General features: G+C 56.0%; 20 protein-coding genes. 7 read left to right on the forward strand and 13 right to left on the reverse strand.

Annotation, left to right across the window (positions count from 1 at the left end; all coding sequences use genetic code 11):
* The first annotated feature begins 36 nt into the window (after positions 1-36).
* Both cobA and AC2A6O_RS18440 read left to right on the forward strand, forming a co-directional pair.
* Positions 37-915 (forward strand): uroporphyrinogen-III C-methyltransferase, encoded by an 879-nt coding sequence (gene cobA / locus AC2A6O_RS18435; protein ID WP_498929253.1) that lies wholly within the window; start codon positions 37-39, stop codon positions 913-915.
* Positions 905-2224 carry a cobyrinic acid a,c-diamide synthase CobB gene (locus AC2A6O_RS18440; protein WP_498929255.1) on the forward strand — a complete coding sequence of 440 codons (1320 nt, stop codon included), beginning with the start codon at positions 905-907 and terminating at the stop codon, positions 2222-2224. Before cobA ends, AC2A6O_RS18440 begins: the two co-directional genes overlap by 11 nt.
* On the opposite strand, the gene AC2A6O_RS18445 is transcribed toward AC2A6O_RS18440, so the two are convergent.
* The 9 genes from AC2A6O_RS18445 to AC2A6O_RS18485 form a co-directional block, all read right to left on the reverse strand.
* Positions 2221-2850, reverse strand: coding sequence for a class I SAM-dependent DNA methyltransferase (locus tag AC2A6O_RS18445; protein WP_498929257.1), 630 nt, complete (start codon positions 2848-2850; stop codon positions 2221-2223). The genes AC2A6O_RS18440 and AC2A6O_RS18445 overlap by 4 nt on opposite strands.
* A gap of 179 nt (positions 2851-3029) precedes the next feature.
* Entirely contained in the window at positions 3030-3803 is a 774-nt protein-coding gene (gene cobM / locus AC2A6O_RS18450; protein ID WP_498929259.1) for a precorrin-4 C(11)-methyltransferase, read from the reverse strand.
* Positions 3800-5722: a precorrin-3B C(17)-methyltransferase gene (cobJ, locus tag AC2A6O_RS18455; protein WP_498929261.1), complete on the reverse strand. Its 1923-nt coding sequence runs from the start codon at positions 5720-5722 to the stop codon at positions 3800-3802. Before cobJ ends, cobM begins: the two co-directional genes overlap by 4 nt.
* Complete coding sequence (gene cobI / locus AC2A6O_RS18460; protein WP_498929263.1) at positions 5692-6417, reverse strand: precorrin-2 C(20)-methyltransferase; 726 nt, start codon at positions 6415-6417, stop codon at positions 5692-5694. The genes cobJ and cobI overlap by 31 nt, the downstream gene beginning before the upstream one ends.
* Positions 6414-7628 carry a precorrin-6y C5,15-methyltransferase (decarboxylating) subunit CbiE gene (gene cbiE / locus AC2A6O_RS18465; RefSeq protein WP_498929265.1) on the reverse strand — a complete coding sequence of 405 codons (1215 nt, stop codon included), beginning with the start codon at positions 7626-7628 and terminating at the stop codon, positions 6414-6416. Before cbiE ends, cobI begins: the two co-directional genes overlap by 4 nt.
* Positions 7625-7879: a hypothetical protein gene (locus AC2A6O_RS18470; RefSeq protein ID WP_498929267.1), complete on the reverse strand. Its 255-nt coding sequence runs from the start codon at positions 7877-7879 to the stop codon at positions 7625-7627. The genes cbiE and AC2A6O_RS18470 overlap by 4 nt, the downstream gene beginning before the upstream one ends.
* Before the next feature lies 1 nt (position 7880).
* Positions 7881-8522 (reverse strand): precorrin-8X methylmutase, encoded by a 642-nt coding sequence (locus tag AC2A6O_RS18475; RefSeq protein WP_498929465.1) that lies wholly within the window; start codon positions 8520-8522, stop codon positions 7881-7883.
* Between the two features lie 22 nt (positions 8523-8544).
* Positions 8545-9699: a sirohydrochlorin chelatase gene (locus tag AC2A6O_RS18480; protein WP_498929269.1), complete on the reverse strand. Its 1155-nt coding sequence runs from the start codon at positions 9697-9699 to the stop codon at positions 8545-8547.
* Positions 9696-9935 carry a DUF6732 family protein gene (locus tag AC2A6O_RS18485; RefSeq protein ID WP_148584720.1) on the reverse strand — a complete coding sequence of 80 codons (240 nt, stop codon included), beginning with the start codon at positions 9933-9935 and terminating at the stop codon, positions 9696-9698. Before AC2A6O_RS18485 ends, AC2A6O_RS18480 begins: the two co-directional genes overlap by 4 nt.
* Before the next feature lie 659 nt (positions 9936-10594).
* Between AC2A6O_RS18485 and AC2A6O_RS18490 the strand changes: the two genes are divergently transcribed.
* Both AC2A6O_RS18490 and AC2A6O_RS18495 read left to right on the forward strand, forming a co-directional pair.
* The gene (locus AC2A6O_RS18490; RefSeq protein ID WP_162855034.1) at positions 10595-11113 is read left to right on the forward strand and encodes a glycine cleavage system transcriptional repressor; all 519 of its coding nucleotides are present in this window, start codon (positions 10595-10597) and stop codon (positions 11111-11113) included.
* Between the two features lie 65 nt (positions 11114-11178).
* The gene (locus AC2A6O_RS18495; protein WP_498929272.1) at positions 11179-11493 is read left to right on the forward strand and encodes a DUF1905 domain-containing protein; all 315 of its coding nucleotides are present in this window, start codon (positions 11179-11181) and stop codon (positions 11491-11493) included.
* A gap of 55 nt (positions 11494-11548) precedes the next feature.
* Here the strand turns inward: AC2A6O_RS18495 and AC2A6O_RS18500 are convergent, their stop codons facing one another.
* Positions 11549-12841 carry an Hsp70 family protein gene (locus AC2A6O_RS18500; RefSeq protein ID WP_498929274.1) on the reverse strand — a complete coding sequence of 431 codons (1293 nt, stop codon included), beginning with the start codon at positions 12839-12841 and terminating at the stop codon, positions 11549-11551.
* A 624-nt stretch (positions 12842-13465) separates the two neighbouring features.
* Here AC2A6O_RS18500 and AC2A6O_RS18505 point away from each other — a divergent pair.
* Genes AC2A6O_RS18505 through AC2A6O_RS18515 form a run of 3 tightly spaced genes read left to right on the forward strand, consistent with a single transcriptional unit; the run spans position 13466 to position 16270 of the window.
* The gene (locus AC2A6O_RS18505) at positions 13466-14254 is read left to right on the forward strand and encodes an ABC transporter permease (protein ID WP_498929276.1); all 789 of its coding nucleotides are present in this window, start codon (positions 13466-13468) and stop codon (positions 14252-14254) included.
* The gene (locus AC2A6O_RS18510) at positions 14251-14910 is read left to right on the forward strand and encodes an ABC transporter ATP-binding protein (protein ID WP_498929278.1); all 660 of its coding nucleotides are present in this window, start codon (positions 14251-14253) and stop codon (positions 14908-14910) included. The genes AC2A6O_RS18505 and AC2A6O_RS18510 overlap by 4 nt, the downstream gene beginning before the upstream one ends.
* Positions 14911-14944: 34 nt before the next feature.
* Complete coding sequence (locus AC2A6O_RS18515) at positions 14945-16270, forward strand: KpsE/RkpR family capsule polysaccharide export protein (RefSeq protein WP_498929280.1); 1326 nt, start codon at positions 14945-14947, stop codon at positions 16268-16270.
* A gap of 209 nt (positions 16271-16479) precedes the next feature.
* Here AC2A6O_RS18515 and AC2A6O_RS18520 read toward each other — a convergent pair whose 3' ends face one another.
* Genes AC2A6O_RS18520 through AC2A6O_RS18530 form a run of 3 tightly spaced genes read right to left on the reverse strand, consistent with a single transcriptional unit; the run spans position 16480 to position 19421 of the window.
* Positions 16480-17178 carry a hypothetical protein gene (locus AC2A6O_RS18520; RefSeq protein ID WP_498929282.1) on the reverse strand — a complete coding sequence of 233 codons (699 nt, stop codon included), beginning with the start codon at positions 17176-17178 and terminating at the stop codon, positions 16480-16482.
* A gap of 15 nt (positions 17179-17193) precedes the next feature.
* Positions 17194-18231 (reverse strand): glycosyltransferase family 2 protein, encoded by a 1038-nt coding sequence (locus AC2A6O_RS18525; RefSeq protein WP_498929284.1) that lies wholly within the window; start codon positions 18229-18231, stop codon positions 17194-17196.
* On the reverse strand, positions 18228-19421 hold the full coding sequence (locus AC2A6O_RS18530) for a glycosyltransferase (RefSeq protein WP_498929286.1): 1194 nt from the start codon (positions 19419-19421) through the stop codon (positions 18228-18230). Before AC2A6O_RS18530 ends, AC2A6O_RS18525 begins: the two co-directional genes overlap by 4 nt.
* Between the last annotated feature and the right edge of the window lie 61 nt (positions 19422-19482).

A 19482-nucleotide genomic window follows, 5' to 3' on the forward strand; every position in this document is an offset into this window, starting at 1 on the left:
CTTGGCGTTGCCGGGCCACACGGGTAAACAGGAACCATGATTGGTAACGACGACAACAACAGATTGCCAGAGGGCGTGCCGGGAGGCCTTCCGGTGTTCGAGCCCGGCTGGGTTTGGCTTGCAGGTGCGGGGCCGGGCGATCCCGGCCTTTTGACGCTGCATGCGCTCAATGGCCTGCGTCAGGCCGATGTCGTCGTCTTTGATGCCCTTGTCGATCAGAGCATTCTTGCCTGGGTCAAACCCGGTGCGGTGACGGACTATGCCGGCAAACGCGGCGGCAAGCCGAGCCCGAAGCAACGCGACATCACGCTGAAGCTGATCGATTACGCCCGTCAGGGCAAACGCGTGCTGCGCCTGAAAGGGGGCGATCCTTTCGTCTTCGGCAGGGGCGGCGAGGAAGCACTCGGTCTGGTCGAAGCCAGCGTGCCGTTCCGGATCATTCCTGGCATTACCGCCGGTATCGGTGGTCTTGCCTATGCGGGCATTCCCGCAACACACCGCGATTGCAATCAGGCGGTTACCTTCCTGACCGGCCATGACCAGACGGGCCTCACGCCCGATGCGATCAACTGGGACGGGATCGCCAAGGGCTCTCCGGTTATCGTCATGTATATGGCGATGAAGCATCTGGACGCGATAGCCGGCAAACTGATTGCCGGTGGACGATCTGTGGATGAACCTGTGGGTATCGTGTGCAATGCGTCCCTTGCGGGCCAGGATGTTCTGGAAACCACGCTTGGCCGATGCGCTGAAGAAGCGAGGGCCGCAGGCATCGAACCTCCGGCAGTTGTGTGTGTCGGAGAAGTCGTCCGGTTGCGCAAGGGCCTCGACTGGCTCGGTGCGCTGTCCGGCAAGGTGCTGGAGAGTGATCCGCTAGGTATTCGCGTTTCGCACCGTACCGCCGATGCGGGCTGACGCTGCCGAGGTCAATGCCAGAGGCGTTTTGATCGCGGCCCCGTCATCCGGGGCCGGCAAGACCACCCTGACACTGGCACTGCTGCACGCGCTGAAGTCTGCCGAGCGCTCCGTGGTTTCAGCCAAATCGGGCCCGGACTATATCGATCCGAAATTCCATGAAGCAGCCAGCGGGACGCCTTGCATCAACCTAGATGCCTGGGCGATGGACCGGGCAACGCTGCGGTCGCTCGCAAGCCGTCAGGCGGCGGGGCACGACGTTCTGGTGGTTGAAGGGGCCATGGGCCTGTTCGATGGTGCTGCCAGCGGCAAGGGCTCGGCGGCCGATCTTGCCGCCACCCTGCAATTGCCGGTGATCCTTGTGGTCGATTGCGGCAAACAGGCCCAGTCTGTCGCAGCGCTGGTTCATGGTTTTCAAAGCTTCCGGCCGGATATTCACCTCGCCGGGGTCATCCTCAATCGGGTCGGCAGTCCACGTCACGAAGCCATGCTGCGCACAGCTCTGGCCCCACTTGAGATCGACGTTCTGGGGGCCTTGCCGAGATCGGAGGACCTTGTCCTGCCGGAACGCCACCTGGGTCTTGTCCAGGCAGGCGAACATTCGGATCTGGAGGCTTTTCTGGAAAGGGCTGGTACCCTTTGCGCCCGACAGATCGATCTGAACCGCCTGAACGATTTGGCTGCACCTGTTGCGGCAACGGGACTTGCCGCAGAAAACCTGCCTGTGCCGCTCGGTCAGCGCATCTCCATTGCCCGGGACGTCGCCTTTGCCTTTTCCTATCCGCATATGCTGGAGTTCTGGCAAAGAGAGGGGGCAGAGCTCCACTTTTTCTCGCCGTTGGCCGATGAGGCGCCTGCTCCGGATGCCGACGCAGTCTTTCTGCCCGGCGGCTACCCGGAGCTTCATGCTGGAAAGCTGGCAGCCGCAGATACCTTCAGAACCGGCATCTTGACTGCCGCCGGCACCGGCGCGCTGATTTACGGCGAGTGCGGCGGTTACATGGCCCTTGGCACAGGCTTGGTTGACGCCGAAGGTTCCCGTCATGAAATGCTGGGTCTGTTACCGCTGGAAACCTCGTTCCAGACCCGCAAGCGTCATCTCGGCTACCGGAAAGTCACACCGCTGGGTGGCCTGCCGTGGCAAGGGCCGCTAACCGCCCATGAATTCCACTACGCCTCGATCGTGTCGGAAGGCGAGGCGAAACGGCTGTTTTCTGCAGAAGATGCCGAGGGAACGGAACTGGAGCACATGGGACTGCGCGCCGGATCGGTCATGGGCTCCTTTGCCCATGTCATCGCTCTCAGCTAAACCACTTCGAGCACGACCAGCTCGCAAGAGACGTCTTCCTTTGTGTGATAGGGACTGTGGATGATCTCCAGCGTCCTTGTCTTGCCGTCCTTTTCCAGCTTCTCGACCTTGGCCTTGAAGCCGTCGGCCTCCCAGGCGCTATCGCGCACTGTCAGGACGATGGGAGCGCCCGGCTTGGCGATGCGCAGCAGTTCGTCGATCCCTTTCGGACCCACATGGCCATTCGTGAAGACGCCTGCGCTGACGATGCCGTCATAAACGTTGTCATCAATGCTGGAGAGCGGGCCCATCATGTCGGCCTGGGACAGATAGCGGTAGATCCGCCGGCTGCGCGAATGCTCCAGCATCGCCGGTGTCAGATCGATGCCGTCAATCGTCAGGGCTGAATTGCGACTTTTCAGCTCGCTCCCGACAAGACCAGTGCCGCAGCCGGCGTCCAGCACGAGGGCTGTTTCCGACACGCGCTCGACCAGGGCTTCGGCTGCAATCCTGGGACCGACATAGCCGATGGCCTGAAGCAGATCGTCGTCGTAGGTGTCTGCCCAATCCGCATAAAAGTTGCGTATGGCGTCGGGTTCGCCGGTCAGAGAAATCGCCTGTTTCAGAAGTGGATTTTCGTCGTGCATGGCGCGCTCCTGTGTGAATTGAGTCCTCACCCTAGGCGAGGGCAGGAACGCGATGCAAATGACCGCTCACGGTCAGGCAAACCATCGCTCGAGAAACCTGCAAAGCATTCCGAGACCTCCCGATTACCGAGAGCGACAGGCCGTGAAAGGTCGCTAAGCTTCATATTTCCGCCGGTTCGTCAGGCCTTTGCCTTCTTTTTCGGGCGCAAAACATGCACGTGGTCGGCATCGTAAAGGGCGCTGTCGCGGAAATCCGCAGCAGGTTTCAGGGCATGGCCGACGAAGACCAGTGCCGTGCGGGTGATCTTGGCGGCGCGCACTTCCGCAGCAATCGTCGACAGCGTGCCGTGGATGAAGGCCTCATCCGGCCAGCCGACACGATAGGCGACAATCACCGGGCAATCGGCGCCGTAATGCGGGGTCAGCTGGCGCTCGACTTCCCGCAGATTCCGGATCGACAGGTGAATTGCCAGGGTTGCGCCGCTTTTGCCGAGCGTGTCCAGGTCCTCGTTGTTCGGCATGGCCGAGGATTTCATCGCCGTGCGGGTGACGATGATGGTCTGGGCAACTTCCGGGATTGTCAGTTCGGTCTTGAGTGCGGCCGCCGCCGCTGCAAAGGCCGGCACGCCGGGGGTGACGTCATAATCAATCCCGAGCGCGTCCAGCCGGCGCATCTGTTCCGCGGTTGCGCCATAAATGGAAGGGTCACCGGAATGAACCCGGGCGACGTCCTGGCCCTTTTCATGAGCGGCTTTGATCTCGTCGATGATGTCGTCAAGCGTCATCGGGGCTGTGTCGAGCACCCGAGCGTCTTCGGGAGCTGAGGCGACGATCTGTTCCGGGACCAGCGAACCTGCATAAAGGCAGACCGGACAGGACTGGATCAGCTTCAGGCCGCGCACGGTGATGAGATCCGGATCGCCCGGTCCGGCGCCAATGAAATGAACGGTCATGATTTGTCATCCGTTTCGAGAATGTCGGAAATGTCGCGCGTTACGTCTTCTGCCCGGGGCGTAGCCGATGGCGGGGGCGGCGTCTCGGCCGCTTCAGCCGGTTTCAGCGCGTCGATCCGTTTGGCATAGCCGCGCGGCGTATAGACAAACGGCTTGCCGTCGCCGCGCATGACCGTGCGTGTGTTGGTTGACCCGACCAGGACGGTGGTCAGCATATCGACATCGTCGACGCTGAGCGCATGCAGGCTGGTGACACGGATGGTTTCTTCCGGACGGCCGAGATTGACGCCGAGAATAACCGGTGTCGCTGCCGAGCGGTGTTCCAGCAGGATTTCCTTTGCGGCCGCAAGCTGTGTGCGGCGGCGCTTGGAAACCGGGTTATAGAAGGCAATCACGAAATCACCCTCGGCGGCTGCCTTCAGGCGCTTTTCGATCACCTCCCACGGGGTGAGGAGGTCGGACAGCGAGATTGCGCAGAAGTCATGGCCAAGCGGCGCGCCAATACGGGCCGAGCAGGCCTGAAGGGCCGATATGCCCGGCGCGTTGGTAACGCTGACGCGCTTGGCGGCAGCGGACACGCCGCCATATTCCTCGTTCCGGTGCAACAGCTCATAGACCAGCGAGCCCATGGCGTAGATGCCGGCATCGCCGGAGGAAATCAGAGCGACGTTCTTGCCCTTGCCGGCTTCTTCCAGGGCAAAGCGCACCCGGTCCTCTTCCGCGCCAAGCGGGAAATTGTGGTGGGTTTTGCCGGTGATGTGCTGGTCCACAATGTCGAGATAAAGCGAATAGCCGACAACGTCAGTGGCCTCGGCAAGAAGTTTGGTGGCCTCCGGTGTGCGCCAGTCGTCCTTGCCCGGGCCGATGCCGATAACCGACAGGTGCCCGCGAGAGCGGCCAACCGCGTCGGTGTTGATCCACTTCGGTGACCGTGCAATGGCGCAGGTCGCGTTTTCGGTTTTCTGCTTTTCGACCTTCAACGTTCCGAACGCGCCGGACGCGGCAAGGGCTGCCCCTTCCGAAACGCCGTAACAGCCGACTTCCTTGTAGACGATAGGAGACGGGTTTTTCAGTCGGGGTGTCTCGCGCTGAAGATCTTCGGAGGAAAAGACGCGCAATGGCACATCCAGATGCTCAGCCAGTGCGTTGACTGCGGCTTCATCGGCTTTGAGGTCGATGGTCGCGATGCAGGCAACGGCGCCCTTGGCGATGTTGGCTGCCGCGAGTTCGGTCTCGACCAGTTCGATCAACTCGGCAGAATAGCAACCGCGCGCACAGCCGACACCGACCGCATAGCGCTGCGGATGATACACCAGCCGTGTCGGACCTCCCTCTTCAGGGTGTTCGGTTGCCGACAGCGTGATGGCGGCATCGTCGGCCTGCGGCAGCTTCGCCTCTCTCAGCCATTCGGCGCGCCCTTCAAGACGCACCGGCGCACCGGAGAGCAATTCGGCCATCACCGGCTTGGCATCTTCCGGGTTGGCAAGGCGCCAGCCGCGGGGCGGTACATCCAGCGCCACGCCAAGTTTGGTGTCGCCTGCCGTCGTGATGGCAGCAGTTCCGCCAAGCGCTGTCGCCAGCAGTTTGGCCAGTTCGTTGGCGCCGCGATGACCGCCGAGCAGCGGCACAACACTCTTGCCGTCTTCTGACACAGAGAGCACCGGCGGTTCGTTTGTCTTGTCGGACAGGATTGGCGCAAGCGCCCGGATCAGAATGCCGCTGGCACAGAAGCCGACAATCGGATGCCCGGCCTGAAACAGCAGGCGAATATGGTCGATGGTTTCGTTGAACTGTGTGTCCGCCGTCGGCACACGCCCGGCAAGCCCGTGGATGCGAGCGGTTGAAAACCGTCTGGCGATGACTTCGGCAGCGGCAAGGCCGGCCTGGTTCAGGACGAGTAGGATGGGGGAAGCGTCCACGCTTCGTCTCCCTTGTAGATGAGGATCATGGAAAAATAGGGGGCAGCATCGGTCTCAAGATCGATAAGCCGATGCACTTTCTGTTCCGGCAGGCTGGCACGTTCCACGTAACCGGCCTTTTCCAGCAGACCCATGTCGGAAAGAAGGGCCTTCAGCCGCGTCAGGTGCCGACCAACCTTCATGATGGCAACCGCCTGGGCTTCTTCGATCTTGGTGCGGATTTCCGCATCCGGAAGCGGACCGGGAATAACGGTGAGCACATCGTTGCGTGCGGTAAGCGGCCGCCTGAGCTGAGCCGCACAGGCGGTCAGCGAGGTAACCCCAGGCACGATCTCGATGGTAAAGCGGTCGGAAAGCCGCTCGAACAGATACATGAAGGAGCCATAAAAGAAGGGATCTCCCTCGCACAGGGTCACGACATCCTCACCACTTGCCAGAACGGCGGCGATTTCGTCGGCAGCCTTGTCGTAGATCTCCTGAGCCGGAAACCGGTCAACCCGCATTGGCACGACAATCGGGATCTCCCGCACACCGTCGGGGATCGCACCAGCAGCAATCGATCGGGCAAAGCTTTCGCCGGAATCCGGCGCTGGGTAGGCAATCACCCGGGCACTGGCGATTAACCGGTGAGCCTTGAGGGTCATCAACTCCGGGTCGCCCGGGCCAAGACCGATGCCATAGAGAGTGCCGCTCATGATTTGGTCAGGCTCCACTGCGTCACGGGCATCAATGGGCGCCAACCGGTCAAGCCGCCAATGGCGCTTGCCCGGTGAACGGAAACTTTCTTCAAGGTGCCTCCATGAGACTGATAGGCGGAAAGAAGTATGGCTTCGCTCTCCAGTGTCACCGCATTGGCGACCAGCCGTCCGCCTCGGCCGAGTGCGGCAAGGCAAGCCTCGACCACGCCGGGCGACGTCAAGCCACCACCGATGAAGATAGAATCCGGCTGCGGCAGATGTTCAAGGCCTTCCGGAGCGCTGGCATCCAGCAGTTTCAGCTGCGGAACGCCAAGGGCCATGGCATTTTCAGCCGCCATCTGCCGCCGCTCAAGATGGGGTTCCAGGCCGATGGCCCGGGTTCGGTCCGCTGCGCGCAACCATTCGATCGCAATGGAACCACAGCCCGCACCAATGTCCCAAAGAAGAGCGCCGGGATGCGGTTTCATTTCCGCCAGCGTGATGGCGCGGATGTCCTGCTTGGTCATCTTGCCGTCATGACGAAAGGCGTCATCCGCCAGGCCAGGTGTCCGGGCGCGAAACCGCAGCCCCGGGTCGGCGATCACTTCCAGCGCCAGCGTGTGAAAATCGGCAACCTCGGCAGACCAGTTTTCAGCGGTGCCTTCGGCGCGCCGCTCCCTGGTGCCGCCCAGATGCTCCAGAACAGTCATCCGGCTGCGTCCATACCCTTCGTCAGCCAGAAGATCCGCCACCTGACGGGGCGAATCCGCATTGCTGGTAAGGCACAGGATCCGCGCTCCCGGATAAAGTGAGGCCCGCAGCAGATCGACAGGCCGCCCGTGAACCGATAGGCAGTCGGTGTCCTGCAGCGCCCAGCCCATGCGCGCCGCTGCCAGCTGAAAGGCCGACGGTGACGGCAGCACGATCAGCTCGCGTGCATCAAAATGTTTGAGCAAGGACGAGCCAATGCCGAACCACATGGGATCGCCTGTCGCCAACACGGCGACACGCGTATTCCTGAGTTCAGCCAGATCATTGAAGACGCTTGCAAAGGGGCTCGGCCAGGTTCGCTTCTCGGCGGTGATCCCACCCGTCAGTTCCAGATGGCGGGCGCCGCCATAAACGATATCAGCGCCTGCCAGCGCTTCTTTGCCGCCGGGGGCCAGGACGCCATCTTCGCCGAGGCCGACCAGCGTCAGCCAGGGGGGGGTGTCGGTGCCGGAGGTCATTTGTCCTCCAGACGATACGGTTTGATCACCGGTTTTACCGAAAGATCCTGCGGTTTGCCGCCACTGCTTTGCGACACTTGCCGCGCGCCGCGCGAGCGATGATGGACCGGCTGATCGCCACTGCCTTCAGCTGGTGCCTTCGCTGAGCCACTCGGCTGGGACAGGAACCCGCGCGAGCGCAGAGGCTGTTTGCCACCCACGGATTTCAATCCGGGTGACTTCTGATCGTCTTTCGGGAAATCCGCCGCCATCTTACGCTTCCTCCGGCAGACCGGCGGCAAGCGCGTTGACCGCGGCCGCAGCCATGGCTGATCCGCCCCTGCGGCCCCGCACGGCCAGGAAAGGCAGCTTGAAGGGATTGGAGATCAGGGCTTCCTTGGATTCGGCCGCACCCACGAAGCCGACCGGAAAGCCCAGAACCAGCGCCGGTTTTGGCCCGCCGGCGGCAATCATTTCAAGCAGGTGGAAGAGGGCTGTCGGCGCATTGCCAACGGCAACAACGGCTCCTTCCAGCCTGTCCCGCCACAGCTCCACCGCAGCGGCAGAACGCGTCGTGCCAAGGTTTTTGGCAAGTGCTGGAACCGTTGCGTCGTTCAAGGTGCAAACCACGTCGCAGCCAGCGGGAAGACGGAAGCGAATGAGACCATGCACCACCATTTCCACATCGCAGAACACAGGCGCGGACCGCGCGAAGGCGTCTTGCGCAGCCGACAGAATATCTTCCGACCAGGCCAGATCCTGCGGCAGGTCCGTCATGCCGCAGGCGTGGATCAGCCGCACCGCCACCGGTTTCAGCCCGTCGGGAAGATGAGACAACTCTGCTTCCGACCGTACGATGGAAAAGGACTGGCGATAGATCGCCGCCGGGTCCTTTTCGTAATCGTAGGACGGCATGGTTTCGGTGCTCACGGCAGCCTCAGTCTCCGCGGTTCAACGACCGGGGGCCGTGCGGATGGTCTGCGTGCGGGTAGGGGTGGTGGTGGTGGTCATGATGGTCATGATCATGCCCGTGTGAATGCTCATGCTCGTGCGAATGATCATGAGAGTGGCCATGGTGATGCGCGTGATCGTGACCATTGTCATGAGAATGATCGTGAAGATGGTGATCATGATCGTGGTGGTGATGGCCACCCGCCTGAACCTGCTTTTCGCAGGCGCCGGTGCAGATCTCATCGCACAACTGGCATTCCGCTTCCGCACCGAGGCCTTCCACGTGGTGGTGATGGCTTTCTTGCGCCAGTCCTACTTCCGCCTCGAAGCCGAGCACCTGTTCGCGGTACTTGCACATCTGGCAGTTCATCAGGTTGGCGCCCTGCAAGATCTCCTGAACCCGGTCGGCCATTGTGTCGATCACCTGCGGGTGGTCGTTCAGATAGCCGGCTTTCAGGAATTCGATCTCCGGATGCTTGGCGGCGACTTCGTCCGTGGTCGAATAGATCCGCTGCACCAGAACACCGGTGAACAGGAAATACGGGAACACGATAACGCGCTTGTAGCCGAGCTTCGCCGCATGTTCGAGGCCGGGGCCGACCAGCGGGAAAGTGACGCCGGAATAGCAGGTTTCCGCCCAGCCGAAACCGAAGCCTTCCCACAGCAAGCGGGTAATCTTGCATACGTTGGAGTTTGCGTCCGGATCGGAAGCGCCCCGTCCGACCACCATCAGCAGCGTTTCGTGCAACGGCACGTCGCTTTCGGCGGCGTCGATAGCCTCCTGCACGCGGGCGGCAGCGGCTTTCACCATGCGCGTGTCGACAGCCAGTTCGCGGCCATAGGAGATCGTCATCTCCGGGTGCATGGCCTGATAGGTGTTCAGAACCGAGGGAATGTCGTTCTTGGCGTGACCCGCGGCAAACAGCATGCCCGGCACGGCCAGGACGCGGGTGCAGCCGGCCTCACGCAGCTTGTTCAGGCCGTCATGAATCACAGGATTGGCGAATTCCAGATAGCCATATTCCACCGGCCAGTCGGGAAAGCGGGCCGTCAGGCCTTCCGCCAACTGGGCAAATTGCTTTACGGCGCCCTTGTTGCGGCTGCCATGGCCACAGATCATCAGTCCAAGTTTTTCGCTCATTGAGCCGCTTCTCCGGCAGTCTCGTCGTCTTCCGAAAGGGCTTCTGGCGCGTCTTCGGCTTTTTTCTGCTTCTTGTCTTTGAGGGCGATGATGCCGGCGACGAGCGCGGCACCTGCAAGGGCTGCGACCCCGACCCAGTGGGAATGACCGGCGAGTTCACCGAGATGGCCCCCATGGGCAAAGGCGGAGGTTGGCAGCACGGCCGCAAGGCCTGCAAGGATGGTCCGACTGATCATGTCTCTCCCCAGTGGCTGATACCGGATCGGCAGCGTGGTAACAGGCGTCGGGAAGAATGAAAGCAAACACGCGCAAAAGCCGGCCGGGCCGGGTGATCTGCTGATGCCTTGGACAGCTCCGACCTTGGTCCCCTGTTTGGGTCAACCTCATCCGGAATGGCTTTCAGTCCCTCCACGGGACGCCGTCAGGTGGCGGCACCTTAGGGGAGTGACCATAGCGGATCAAGCATGAAAGCGACATCCTTTGGCACAAGGCAGCCACGGTACGGAACCGGCAAAAGCACAGCTTGCTTGGGGGACTTGGTGCGAACCGGTTTGTCTTTGTCATCCCTTTGGATGAGGGGGCAGCCGGTCTCGTTTCGGGGGCAAGCGCGGCGTCGTAAATGGCACTTGGATGCATCCCCTCGGCAACCGTCGGCCACCTCGGCCAACCGGTACAAAAACGGGAGGTACCGCAGGACCCTCGTTGAGCGTGCATGAGAATTCCACAAAGTGATGGAGTTCTGCCCCTTCCATCGCGAAGCCCGACTTTGCGAGGCGCCATTCTGACGTTTGTCCGCCGAACTGCCTCAGCCGGTGCGCAGAGAGTGCAGCCTTGTTTTCAGCACGTCGAGGCTGTCTAGTAGGGGCTTCAAGATCCAATGCGCAAGCGGGGCATCATGCAAACTCATCTTGTTTTCACGGTCATTGCCAAGGACCGTCCTGGCCTGGTCGAGCGGATGGCGGAGATCATCGCCGGCACGGGCGGCAACTGGATCGAAAGTTCCATGGCCCGTCTGGGTGGTGAATTTGCAGGTATCGTGCGAATCGCGATCGAGGGGCTGCGTGCCGACGAACTGGTGGAACAGCTGCAGGCTCTTTCCGCCGATGGGATCGACATCACCCTTCGTTCCGACCAGACGGGCGCCGAATTGCCGAAAGGGGCGTCCGCTCATCTGGATCTGGTGTCTCAGGACCACCCGGGCATCCTGCGCGATATTACGCGCGTCCTTTCAGAAAAGGGCGTCAGCATCGAGCATCTGGAGACCGAAGTCGTCACCGGCTCGATGCAGGGCGAGGCCCTGTTCAAGGCCTCTGCCGATCTGCGTCTGCCAAGCGGGCTGGACCCTGCAGCCTTAAGCGACGCGCTTCAGGAGATGGCAGGAGACCTGATGGCGGATATCAATCTGATTGACTGAAGTCTGTCAGTCCTGCCAGACGGATGCTTTGCCGGAAAGGCTTGGCACAAGAGGGGCTGCACACAATGCTCGACCAGCTGGACTTTACCGGCGAACTTTGGCTGTCCGCCGGTCCAGGTGGCTGGACTTTCGTCACATTACCGTCTGCCTGTGCCGATCAGATCCGGTTTTTCACCGGTAGCCGCAAGGGTAGCGCCTGGGGCATGATCAAGGTAAAGGCGCGGATCGGTGAGGCTGAATGGAGCACCACCATCTGGCCGGACAAAGCGTCCGGTTCGTTTTTGCTGCCGGTCAAGGCGGCGGTCCGCAAGAAAGAAAAGATTGCAGCCGGAGATACTGTCGACGTGAGCCTTTGGCTGCAGGTGCCACCGGGGTTCTGAACGCGGGGAGGGCGGTTTGAACCGTCAGTCTTTCGTGAGTCTCAGCCGGCCCACGTCAAGCGGCAAGCGCCCAATCGGCCGCATCCGCGCGTGCCCCGATCAGGGCCAGACCGTTGGCAACAGACGTCAGCTCGTTCCCGCCGGAAATTCGGTCCTGGCCGAAACGTTCGGCGAACTGTTGGCGCACTGCAGGCACGAAAGACGTACCGCCCGTCATGAATACCCGGTCGATATCGGCTTCGCTCAGGCCGGCCTTTTCCAGCGTGACATCCAGGGCCTGATCCATCTTCTTCAGGTCCGGCGCGATCCAGCCGTCGAAATCCGCGCGCTTCACGGTTGCCCGGAAGTCCGAACCAAGCGGTGCAAACGTCAGCTCCGCCTCATCTTCGGATGACAGCATTGCCTTGGTCTCCGAGACGGATTTGTAAAGCGGGTAGCCCTGGTCCTCTTCCACCAGGTCGATGAATTGTTCGATCTTCTCTGGCTCAAGGCAGTAGCGCAGCAGCTTCTTCATTTCCTTGAAATCGTCGGAGGTCTTGAAGATCGACAGCATGTGCCAGCGCGCGAAGTTGGAAAAGAGGTTGGGCGGGATCTCCAGGATCTTGCCCATGCTCTTGTAGGCCGACCCTTTGCCGAGCTTCGGCAGAACCACGTTGTCGATGATGCGGTAGTCGAACGTATCGCCGGCAATGCCAACCCCGCCACGCCCGAGAGGCGTGGCCTTCAGATGCCCGGCTTCGGTTTCAAACCGCATGATCGAATAGTCGGTCGTACCGCCGCCAAGGTCGGCAACCAGAATGGTCGTGTCCTGTTCCAGCGACTGCGCATAGGAAAAAGCGGCGCCCACCGGCTCCATCACGAAAAGGATGTCCTCAAACCCGACCTTCTGAAACGCCTTCCGGTACCGCTCCATCGCCAGCCCTTCATCCGGATTATGGCCCGCAAACTCCACCGGCCGACCGACCACAAGCCGCGTCGCCGCCGGATCAAACGCTGCGCCCGCCCGCTCAAACGCCCGCTGCAGAAACGTCGCCATCAGATCTTCAAACTCAAACCGGACGCCGAACACGCCCGTACCCTTGAAAACCCGGCTCGCCGCAAACGTCTTCAGCGACTGGATAAACCGCACATCCCCAAAACTCTCCAGAAACTGCCGGATCGCCCAGGGCCCAACCTCCGCATTCAACGCCCTGGCAGGCCCCCGGTCGAGAAAACTGAGAACGGTTGGAAGCGAGGTGAAACTGTCATTGCCATCAACAAAACTGATCGGCGCCGTCGCCCCCACCCCCTGCGCCGAAACCGCGACCGTGTTGGAGGTGCCGAAGTCGAGGCCGATGGTTCGGGACATGGGGGAATTCCTTTTGAAAACGATGGGCGGGCGGCACAACCAGTTCGTAGCCTGACTGACCTTCCTCCAGCTGTACTTGAAAGAATGGTGCTTCAAGCAATCTGGCCGCGCGGAACTCTCTGAGAATGGAATGGTCGTGCGGGATATGCGGGAACAGCACGAAATGCAAGTCAAAACGGGACGATTAGCATGCTTTCGTTCGGGTGAAGTTCAGCGCTTCAATCATCAAGTGAATGGTTTCTCTTGAAAAACAGATTGGTCAGGACAACAACAAGAAACTAATGGCGCGCCTATTCGCAGGTCCCGAGGCGCCAGCTTTGATAATCGGAGAGCCAAAGGGTGGAAGGTTTGTGGGTGCGAAAAGATGACGGTGTGCATACAAAATCCGGTCACTGCCAACCTGGTTACTTTTGGTGAAAGCGTCAAACCGATTCACCGCCCGCTATTCACGTCATTCAAAATGGTTCCTTCATCGTGACATTCTGGCACTATGTTGTTGTGCGGAAATCCGTTATGTTAAAATCTGTCGCCAAATGGACATGGACTGACTAAAGGTCTAATCAAGACAGCCGGTTGACGTCCGGACCGGGCGTCAGCAGAGATCAGTAACTGCAGATTGGCAACATGCACTCAGAACCTTTGCGCCAGAGCCTAAAGCGCCAATTCGCGATCACTTTCGCCCTGATCGTCCGCGAAATGACCACCCGCTATGGCAACAAGTTTGGCGGCTACATGTGGGCGGTGCTGGATCCGGTGTTGACGATTGCCATCCTGACAACAGTGTTTTCGGCAGTCGCACATATCCCGCCACTGGGAAGAAGTTTTACTCTGTTTTTTACGACAGGATACATCGCATTCTACATGTATCGTTCGACATCAGAGCAAGTAGGGTCTGCAGTGGAGGCAAATAGAGCTCTTTTGAATTACCCTGTCGTGCGGCCATACGATACAATTTTAGGCAGGATATTCTTGCAGGTGGCAACGCTATTCGTCGTGAATGCTCTTCTTTTTGGAGTTCTCTATCTCGTAGTACCCTTTGAACGTATAGATTTAGCGCCCATTTTCTTGGCTTCCTTGATTGCGATTTTGTTAGGTGCAGGTGTTGGAGCCTCTAATATTGTCTGGTTCCACCTGAGCAGTACCTATCAACAAATCTGGGGCATTATCAATCGACCGGCATTCATCGTTTCCGGTGTTTTCTTTCTACCGGACACCGTTCCCCACCCGTTCAGAGAATGGCTCATGTGGAATCCACTTGTGCACATTGTCGGCCTCTTCCGAACCGGGTTCTATCCCACTTATCGGGCGTCTTATGTCGATATGCCCTATATAGTCGGATTAACTGCCTTTTCGATTGTTTTCGGCTTCTTTCTGGTTTGGCTTTATGATGCGCAACTACGGGAGCCGAAATGATCAGATTGGATCGCTTGACCAAACGCTTCAAGCTCAAGGGAGAGATGCGTTACATCGCAAGGGATGTGTCGTTTACGGTGCCCAGGGGCAACAGCATTGGTTTGCTGGGGCGTAACGGCGCGGGTAAATCCACGCTCTTGAGGCTTATTGCTGGCACGATCAAGCCGACGTCGGGTAGGATTATCCGTCTCGCCAATGTGTCATTTCCACTTGGTTTTCAGGGCAGTTTTAATGGTTCGCTAACCGGAGAGCAGAATGTACGCTTCGTTGCCCGCATTTATGGCCATGACACGGAAAAACTGGTCGATTATGTGCAGGATTTTGCAGAACTTGGAAAATCCTACTACATGCCTGTGAAAAGCTACTCCTCCGGGATGAAGGCACGGCTAGCCTTTGGCGTCAGCATGGGGATTGATTTTGACTATTATCTGGTCGACGAAATCACCGCAGTTGGCGACTCGAACTTCAAGAAAAAGTGCAAATTGGTTTTTGAAGAAAAGCTCCGGAACTCCGACATCATTATGGTGTCACACTCGAATGGGGCACTAAAAGAATATTGTACGACTGGGATTGTGTTAGAAGATGGAAACTTAACTTATTTTAACAATATTGACGATGCAATTAACATGCACAATGACAACATGGCACGCCGATAGGCCGGTCTCTGATTACTTGAAGGTTTGATTGAACATGTCAGCTGTCGAAAAAGTCCCTGGAGAAAAAACCGACGAGATCAGTCAGGGAACGGTGTTCAATCTTCCGTCGAAAAAGAGAGCTGCCGTCGCCAAGACAAATTCGAAGGACGGCAAACTCATTACGAGGCTGAAAAAGTCTGGCCTCGATCCGCAGAAACTGCTCGATCTGGCATTGCCGGGAACGACCGCGAAATCCGCTACCAAAATGCGGCACAGGATGATCCTGTTGGGCTTCATGCTCTTTGTTGCGATGCCGGCTGCAGCGTTTTCCGCCTATATGTTTTTCTGGGCAAGCGATCAGTATCACAGCACGACGGCATTTGCCGTCCGCAGTTCCCAGCCTGTTGCGGCGACGGAAGTGCTTGGCATGGTCATGGGAAACGCCGGAGGAGAGTCTGTTACCTCCAATAGTTATATCGTCACGGACTATCTCCAAAGCCAATCGGTACTGGAGGACCTTCCGGACGATCTGGATTTGCAAACTATCTTCAATCGTGAATCTTCGGATTTTCTGTTCAGCATGGGCAGCGATCTGCCGGTCGAAGACCGCTTGAGCTACTGGAACGACATGGTCGACGTCAGTTTTGATTCGACCTCTGGGGTCATTCAGGTTGAGGTGCGCAGCTTCCGGCCGGAGGATTCGGTCGAGATCGCCAAGGCAATCCTTAAGCGCAGCGAAATGCTGGTCAATCAACTATCAGAAGCAAACCGGCGAGAGACGGTGCGTTTCGCGGAAGAAAGTGTTGCGCGCGCCGAGGCGCGTTTGAAAGCAATCCGCAAGCAAATGCTTGCCTACAGGAATGAAACTCAAGAAGTCAGCCCAGAGGAAAATGCCAAGCTTGCTGCGGAAATGATTGCCGGGCTTGACCAAAAGAGGGCAAGCCGGGAAGCGGAAAAAAAGACCCTGATGAGTTACCTGGATGAGGACTCGCCGCGCATCCGACTACTGAACCAGCAAATCGAGGCTCTGGAAGGTCAGATTTCAAGTGCTCGGGAACGCCTTGGCTCCGGCGTATCGCCGTCTGGCTCTTCTGGTACGAAAAGGACCGCTCTTTCGTTCCGTCTTGCAGATTATTCGGAACTCGCTCTCGAAGAAGAATTTGCACAGCAACTCTACGTTACGTCGCTAGCCAGTCTGGAAACGGCGCGTCAGGAAGCTGACAGCAAACATCTTTATCTAGCGACATTCATCCAGCCAACTCTGTCTGAAGATGCGCAGTATCCACACCGTTTGCTATATTCACTTGCCGCATTCCTATTGTTGGCCGGTATGTGGTCTGTAGCGGTTATGATGTACTATAATGTGCGCGATAGAACATAAAACATCATAAACTTAACGAATAACTTTAAAAGTTAATAACAAAAAAGATTTTTTTCAACAAATTGAATCGTAAACCCGACTGACAAATCAATGTAGCGATCCTTCTATGATCCGGATAAACAAAATCCGGATCACTTTAAGCTAGGTTGGTGATAGTAGTTTCGTTTCTAACGAAGCTTCAGATGAGTGAATTTTCAATCTGGGCTGATTTAGTCCCGTTTTTTAAACAAGAAAGCGTAGTTCTTGATCCATGGTTTCTTTGGACGAACCTTCAGGAACTTAGAAAATTCACAATCAAAACCGTAATCGTCCATTGTAGCGACCATGTCCGCGACTGAAATTCCGAACTGCCAATAATTGTGGACATCACGTTCTAAACAGTTTTGTTCCTTGTTGAATTCGTCCAAATTTTCGAACCAACGATCCAGTCGTTCTTCATTCTGAAAAACAACATTTGCCTTAAACCAATTTGGGCCATGATCAATAAACCTGATAGTGTCTCGGCCAACCGTCCACATTGGGTTGTGGATCAACACATACTTGGTTTGGTTTGCCCAACGCATCAAGACTTCATTCCAATCAGGCTTGACCTGATGGAGTAGGACATCAAAGAAAATAATAAGGTCAATGTCCCCGACCTTTTTTATGGTCGGAACTTCTCCGAAAAAACCTGCTACGCTATTTGCGTTCTTATTCTCGGAGATCCATTTTTTAGCATCTGGAGTAATAACTTGATCTACAACAACCCCTTTCTTAATTTTTTCTTTTTCTAACGCATATCGACAGTATCCGCCATCAACTCCCCAACACGCCCCTAAGTCTGCGACTGAGGCAATATTCCTTTTGCTATCTAAAACTTCATCTATTAAAGACAGCTTGATTGGATCTAGTTTATCAAGGTAATTCATCTGAATCTTTCCTGTTTACTTCAGTAAGGTGTAGATGTGTTGTTGATCTTTTTGAATTTTTTCTTCAAAATTCTTATTTTTTAACATCGTTTCCATAATATTTCTGTATCTTGCATAGCGCGCTCGCCTTATATCTGGCATGCCACGCATTTTAATTACGTGCGTCATTAAGTTTTCTAAAATATTTTTATATCTTTTTGGCAGCCGACAGTTTGGAAATGCTTTTGTCAAAATTGATTTTGCAAAGTATCGAATAGCTCGCTCGTGATCGCCTTGACATTGATAATCTTCGGCTATATTTCTGAAAAACTCGTGACTTAAAGTAGTTTTTTCTCCGAATTTACGAAGATGCATTTTGTAAATTTCAATATGAGCGCTTAGCCTCTTCTTGTTGTTCAGCGTAATTCTTGCACCATCATGGTCAAAATATATGCAAAGAGGTTCTGGGACACCGACATACGTTGCATAATCAGTAAGGCGAATAAAAAAATCCCAATCCTGGCAAGCAGGCAAGCGCTCGTTGAAGCCCCCTAGAAACCGAGCAATCCAAGTTTCTACGATGACTGAGCTTAAAGTGCCAATAAAGTTAGATTGTCTAATTTTTGCCGAAGAAATTCTTTTCCCGCCAAATTGACGGCAAATGATTTGCCCTTCCGCGTTGACCCGATAACGCCCTGTTGCGGAAAAAACCGGCCTGGAATCTATGTGCATGTGTTTTTCGATTGCATTCATTTGCAATTCTATTTTCTGCGGCATCCAAAAATCGTCACTGTCGATAAACGCCACAAAGTGTGACTTGGCGGCAAAAATACCTCTGTTACGAGAAAAGTTTGCTCCTTTATTAGTTTCATTTCGTAATAATTTGATGTCAATATTCCTTGAAAAACTCTCAACGATAAGTTGTATTTCTTCAAATTTTTCCTTTTCGGAATGGTCATCTATAATGATAATTTCTTCGACCTGTCTAGTTTGTGCCAATATGGAAGATAAGCATTTTCCCAAAAGGTCTGTTCTGTTGTAATTTGGAATAATAACGGTTATACTTTCAGTCACTGCATGCCCCTAACAATCTCAGAGAATCTTTTTGCCTGCTCGACTTCATTGTGATGTTTTCGCACATGATCAAAAGCCGCGACGGAGATCGACTTAAGAATCTTTGTGTCGGTAGAACAAGACATTAAAGTCTTTGCAAGCGCTTCATCATCCTTTTCTTGGATCAAGAAACCTGATTTGTTATCTTCGATCAATTCAGGAATGCCGCTGTGATAGGTTGAAATTGCTGGGAGACCAGCTGCCATTGCCTCCATAAGAACGACTGGTAGCCCCTCGCTGTCGCCGTTTGAAGCTGTATGGCTCGGCAATATGAATAGGTTACAGCGCTTCATCAGATCGCGAACAAAACTTTTTTGCTTCGCTCCGTAAAATACAAATGCGTCTTTAACACCATCTGCAATTGCCCTTTCTTTGAAGAATTGTAGCTGCGGGCCATCACCAACACAATGAACACGTATTCGTAAGTTTGATGTCTCCTTAAGCCTTCTGATTGCCCGGAATAAAGTGATAAAACCCTTTTTTTCCACAAATCTACCGACAAAAAGCACGTTTAATTCGGGAGTTGTATTATCTTCGGGGAGACAAACACCGGGATAGCTATCAGGTATGTGTGTGCCTAAATACAAAGTCCGCACACTTTCAATCGCTGTATTCCGCTTAAGAAGCCTTTCCCACTGTTTATTGACGCACAATGCGAGGTCAATATCACCCGCCGCTTCTCTGTATGGGCCCCAACCATGCGAGTTAATGAAGGAAGACATGTCGTGACCATGAAACACGATAACATTCTTCGCTGATTTAAAGACAAAACGCTTCAACTGCTGCCCGATGCGATAGTTGTGTCCAAAATGGGTCACAATGACGTCTGGTGTTCTTCTCATCTGTAAGCAGAGCATCAGGGTTTGATGCCAAATTTTTCCTTCAAACCTCAACTTTAAAAGCTTCGCTGTGAACAAGGGCGCCCGGACTGCGCCCCTAAATGCGCGAAAAAACAGTCTTTTGTTTTCTGGTTTCGCATATAGTATGCCAGAGTCGCACTCCTCCTCAGAATTTTCAAAACGAAAAGTGTCAAGTGATCTGGCGAAAACCTCGATTTTTACATCAGAGTTTTCTTTGAGAGATTTTACTTGATCATGTACGAAAGTTTGAGAATACTGGGGAAATCTTCCATTGATGAACAAAACGTTCATTCGGCACTCCGTTCTGCGTATGAGCGATCATAGGCGTAGCCTTAGTCAACTGACCAGAAAA

The organism is Labrenzia sp. ATLA3 (assembly GCF_057180185.1).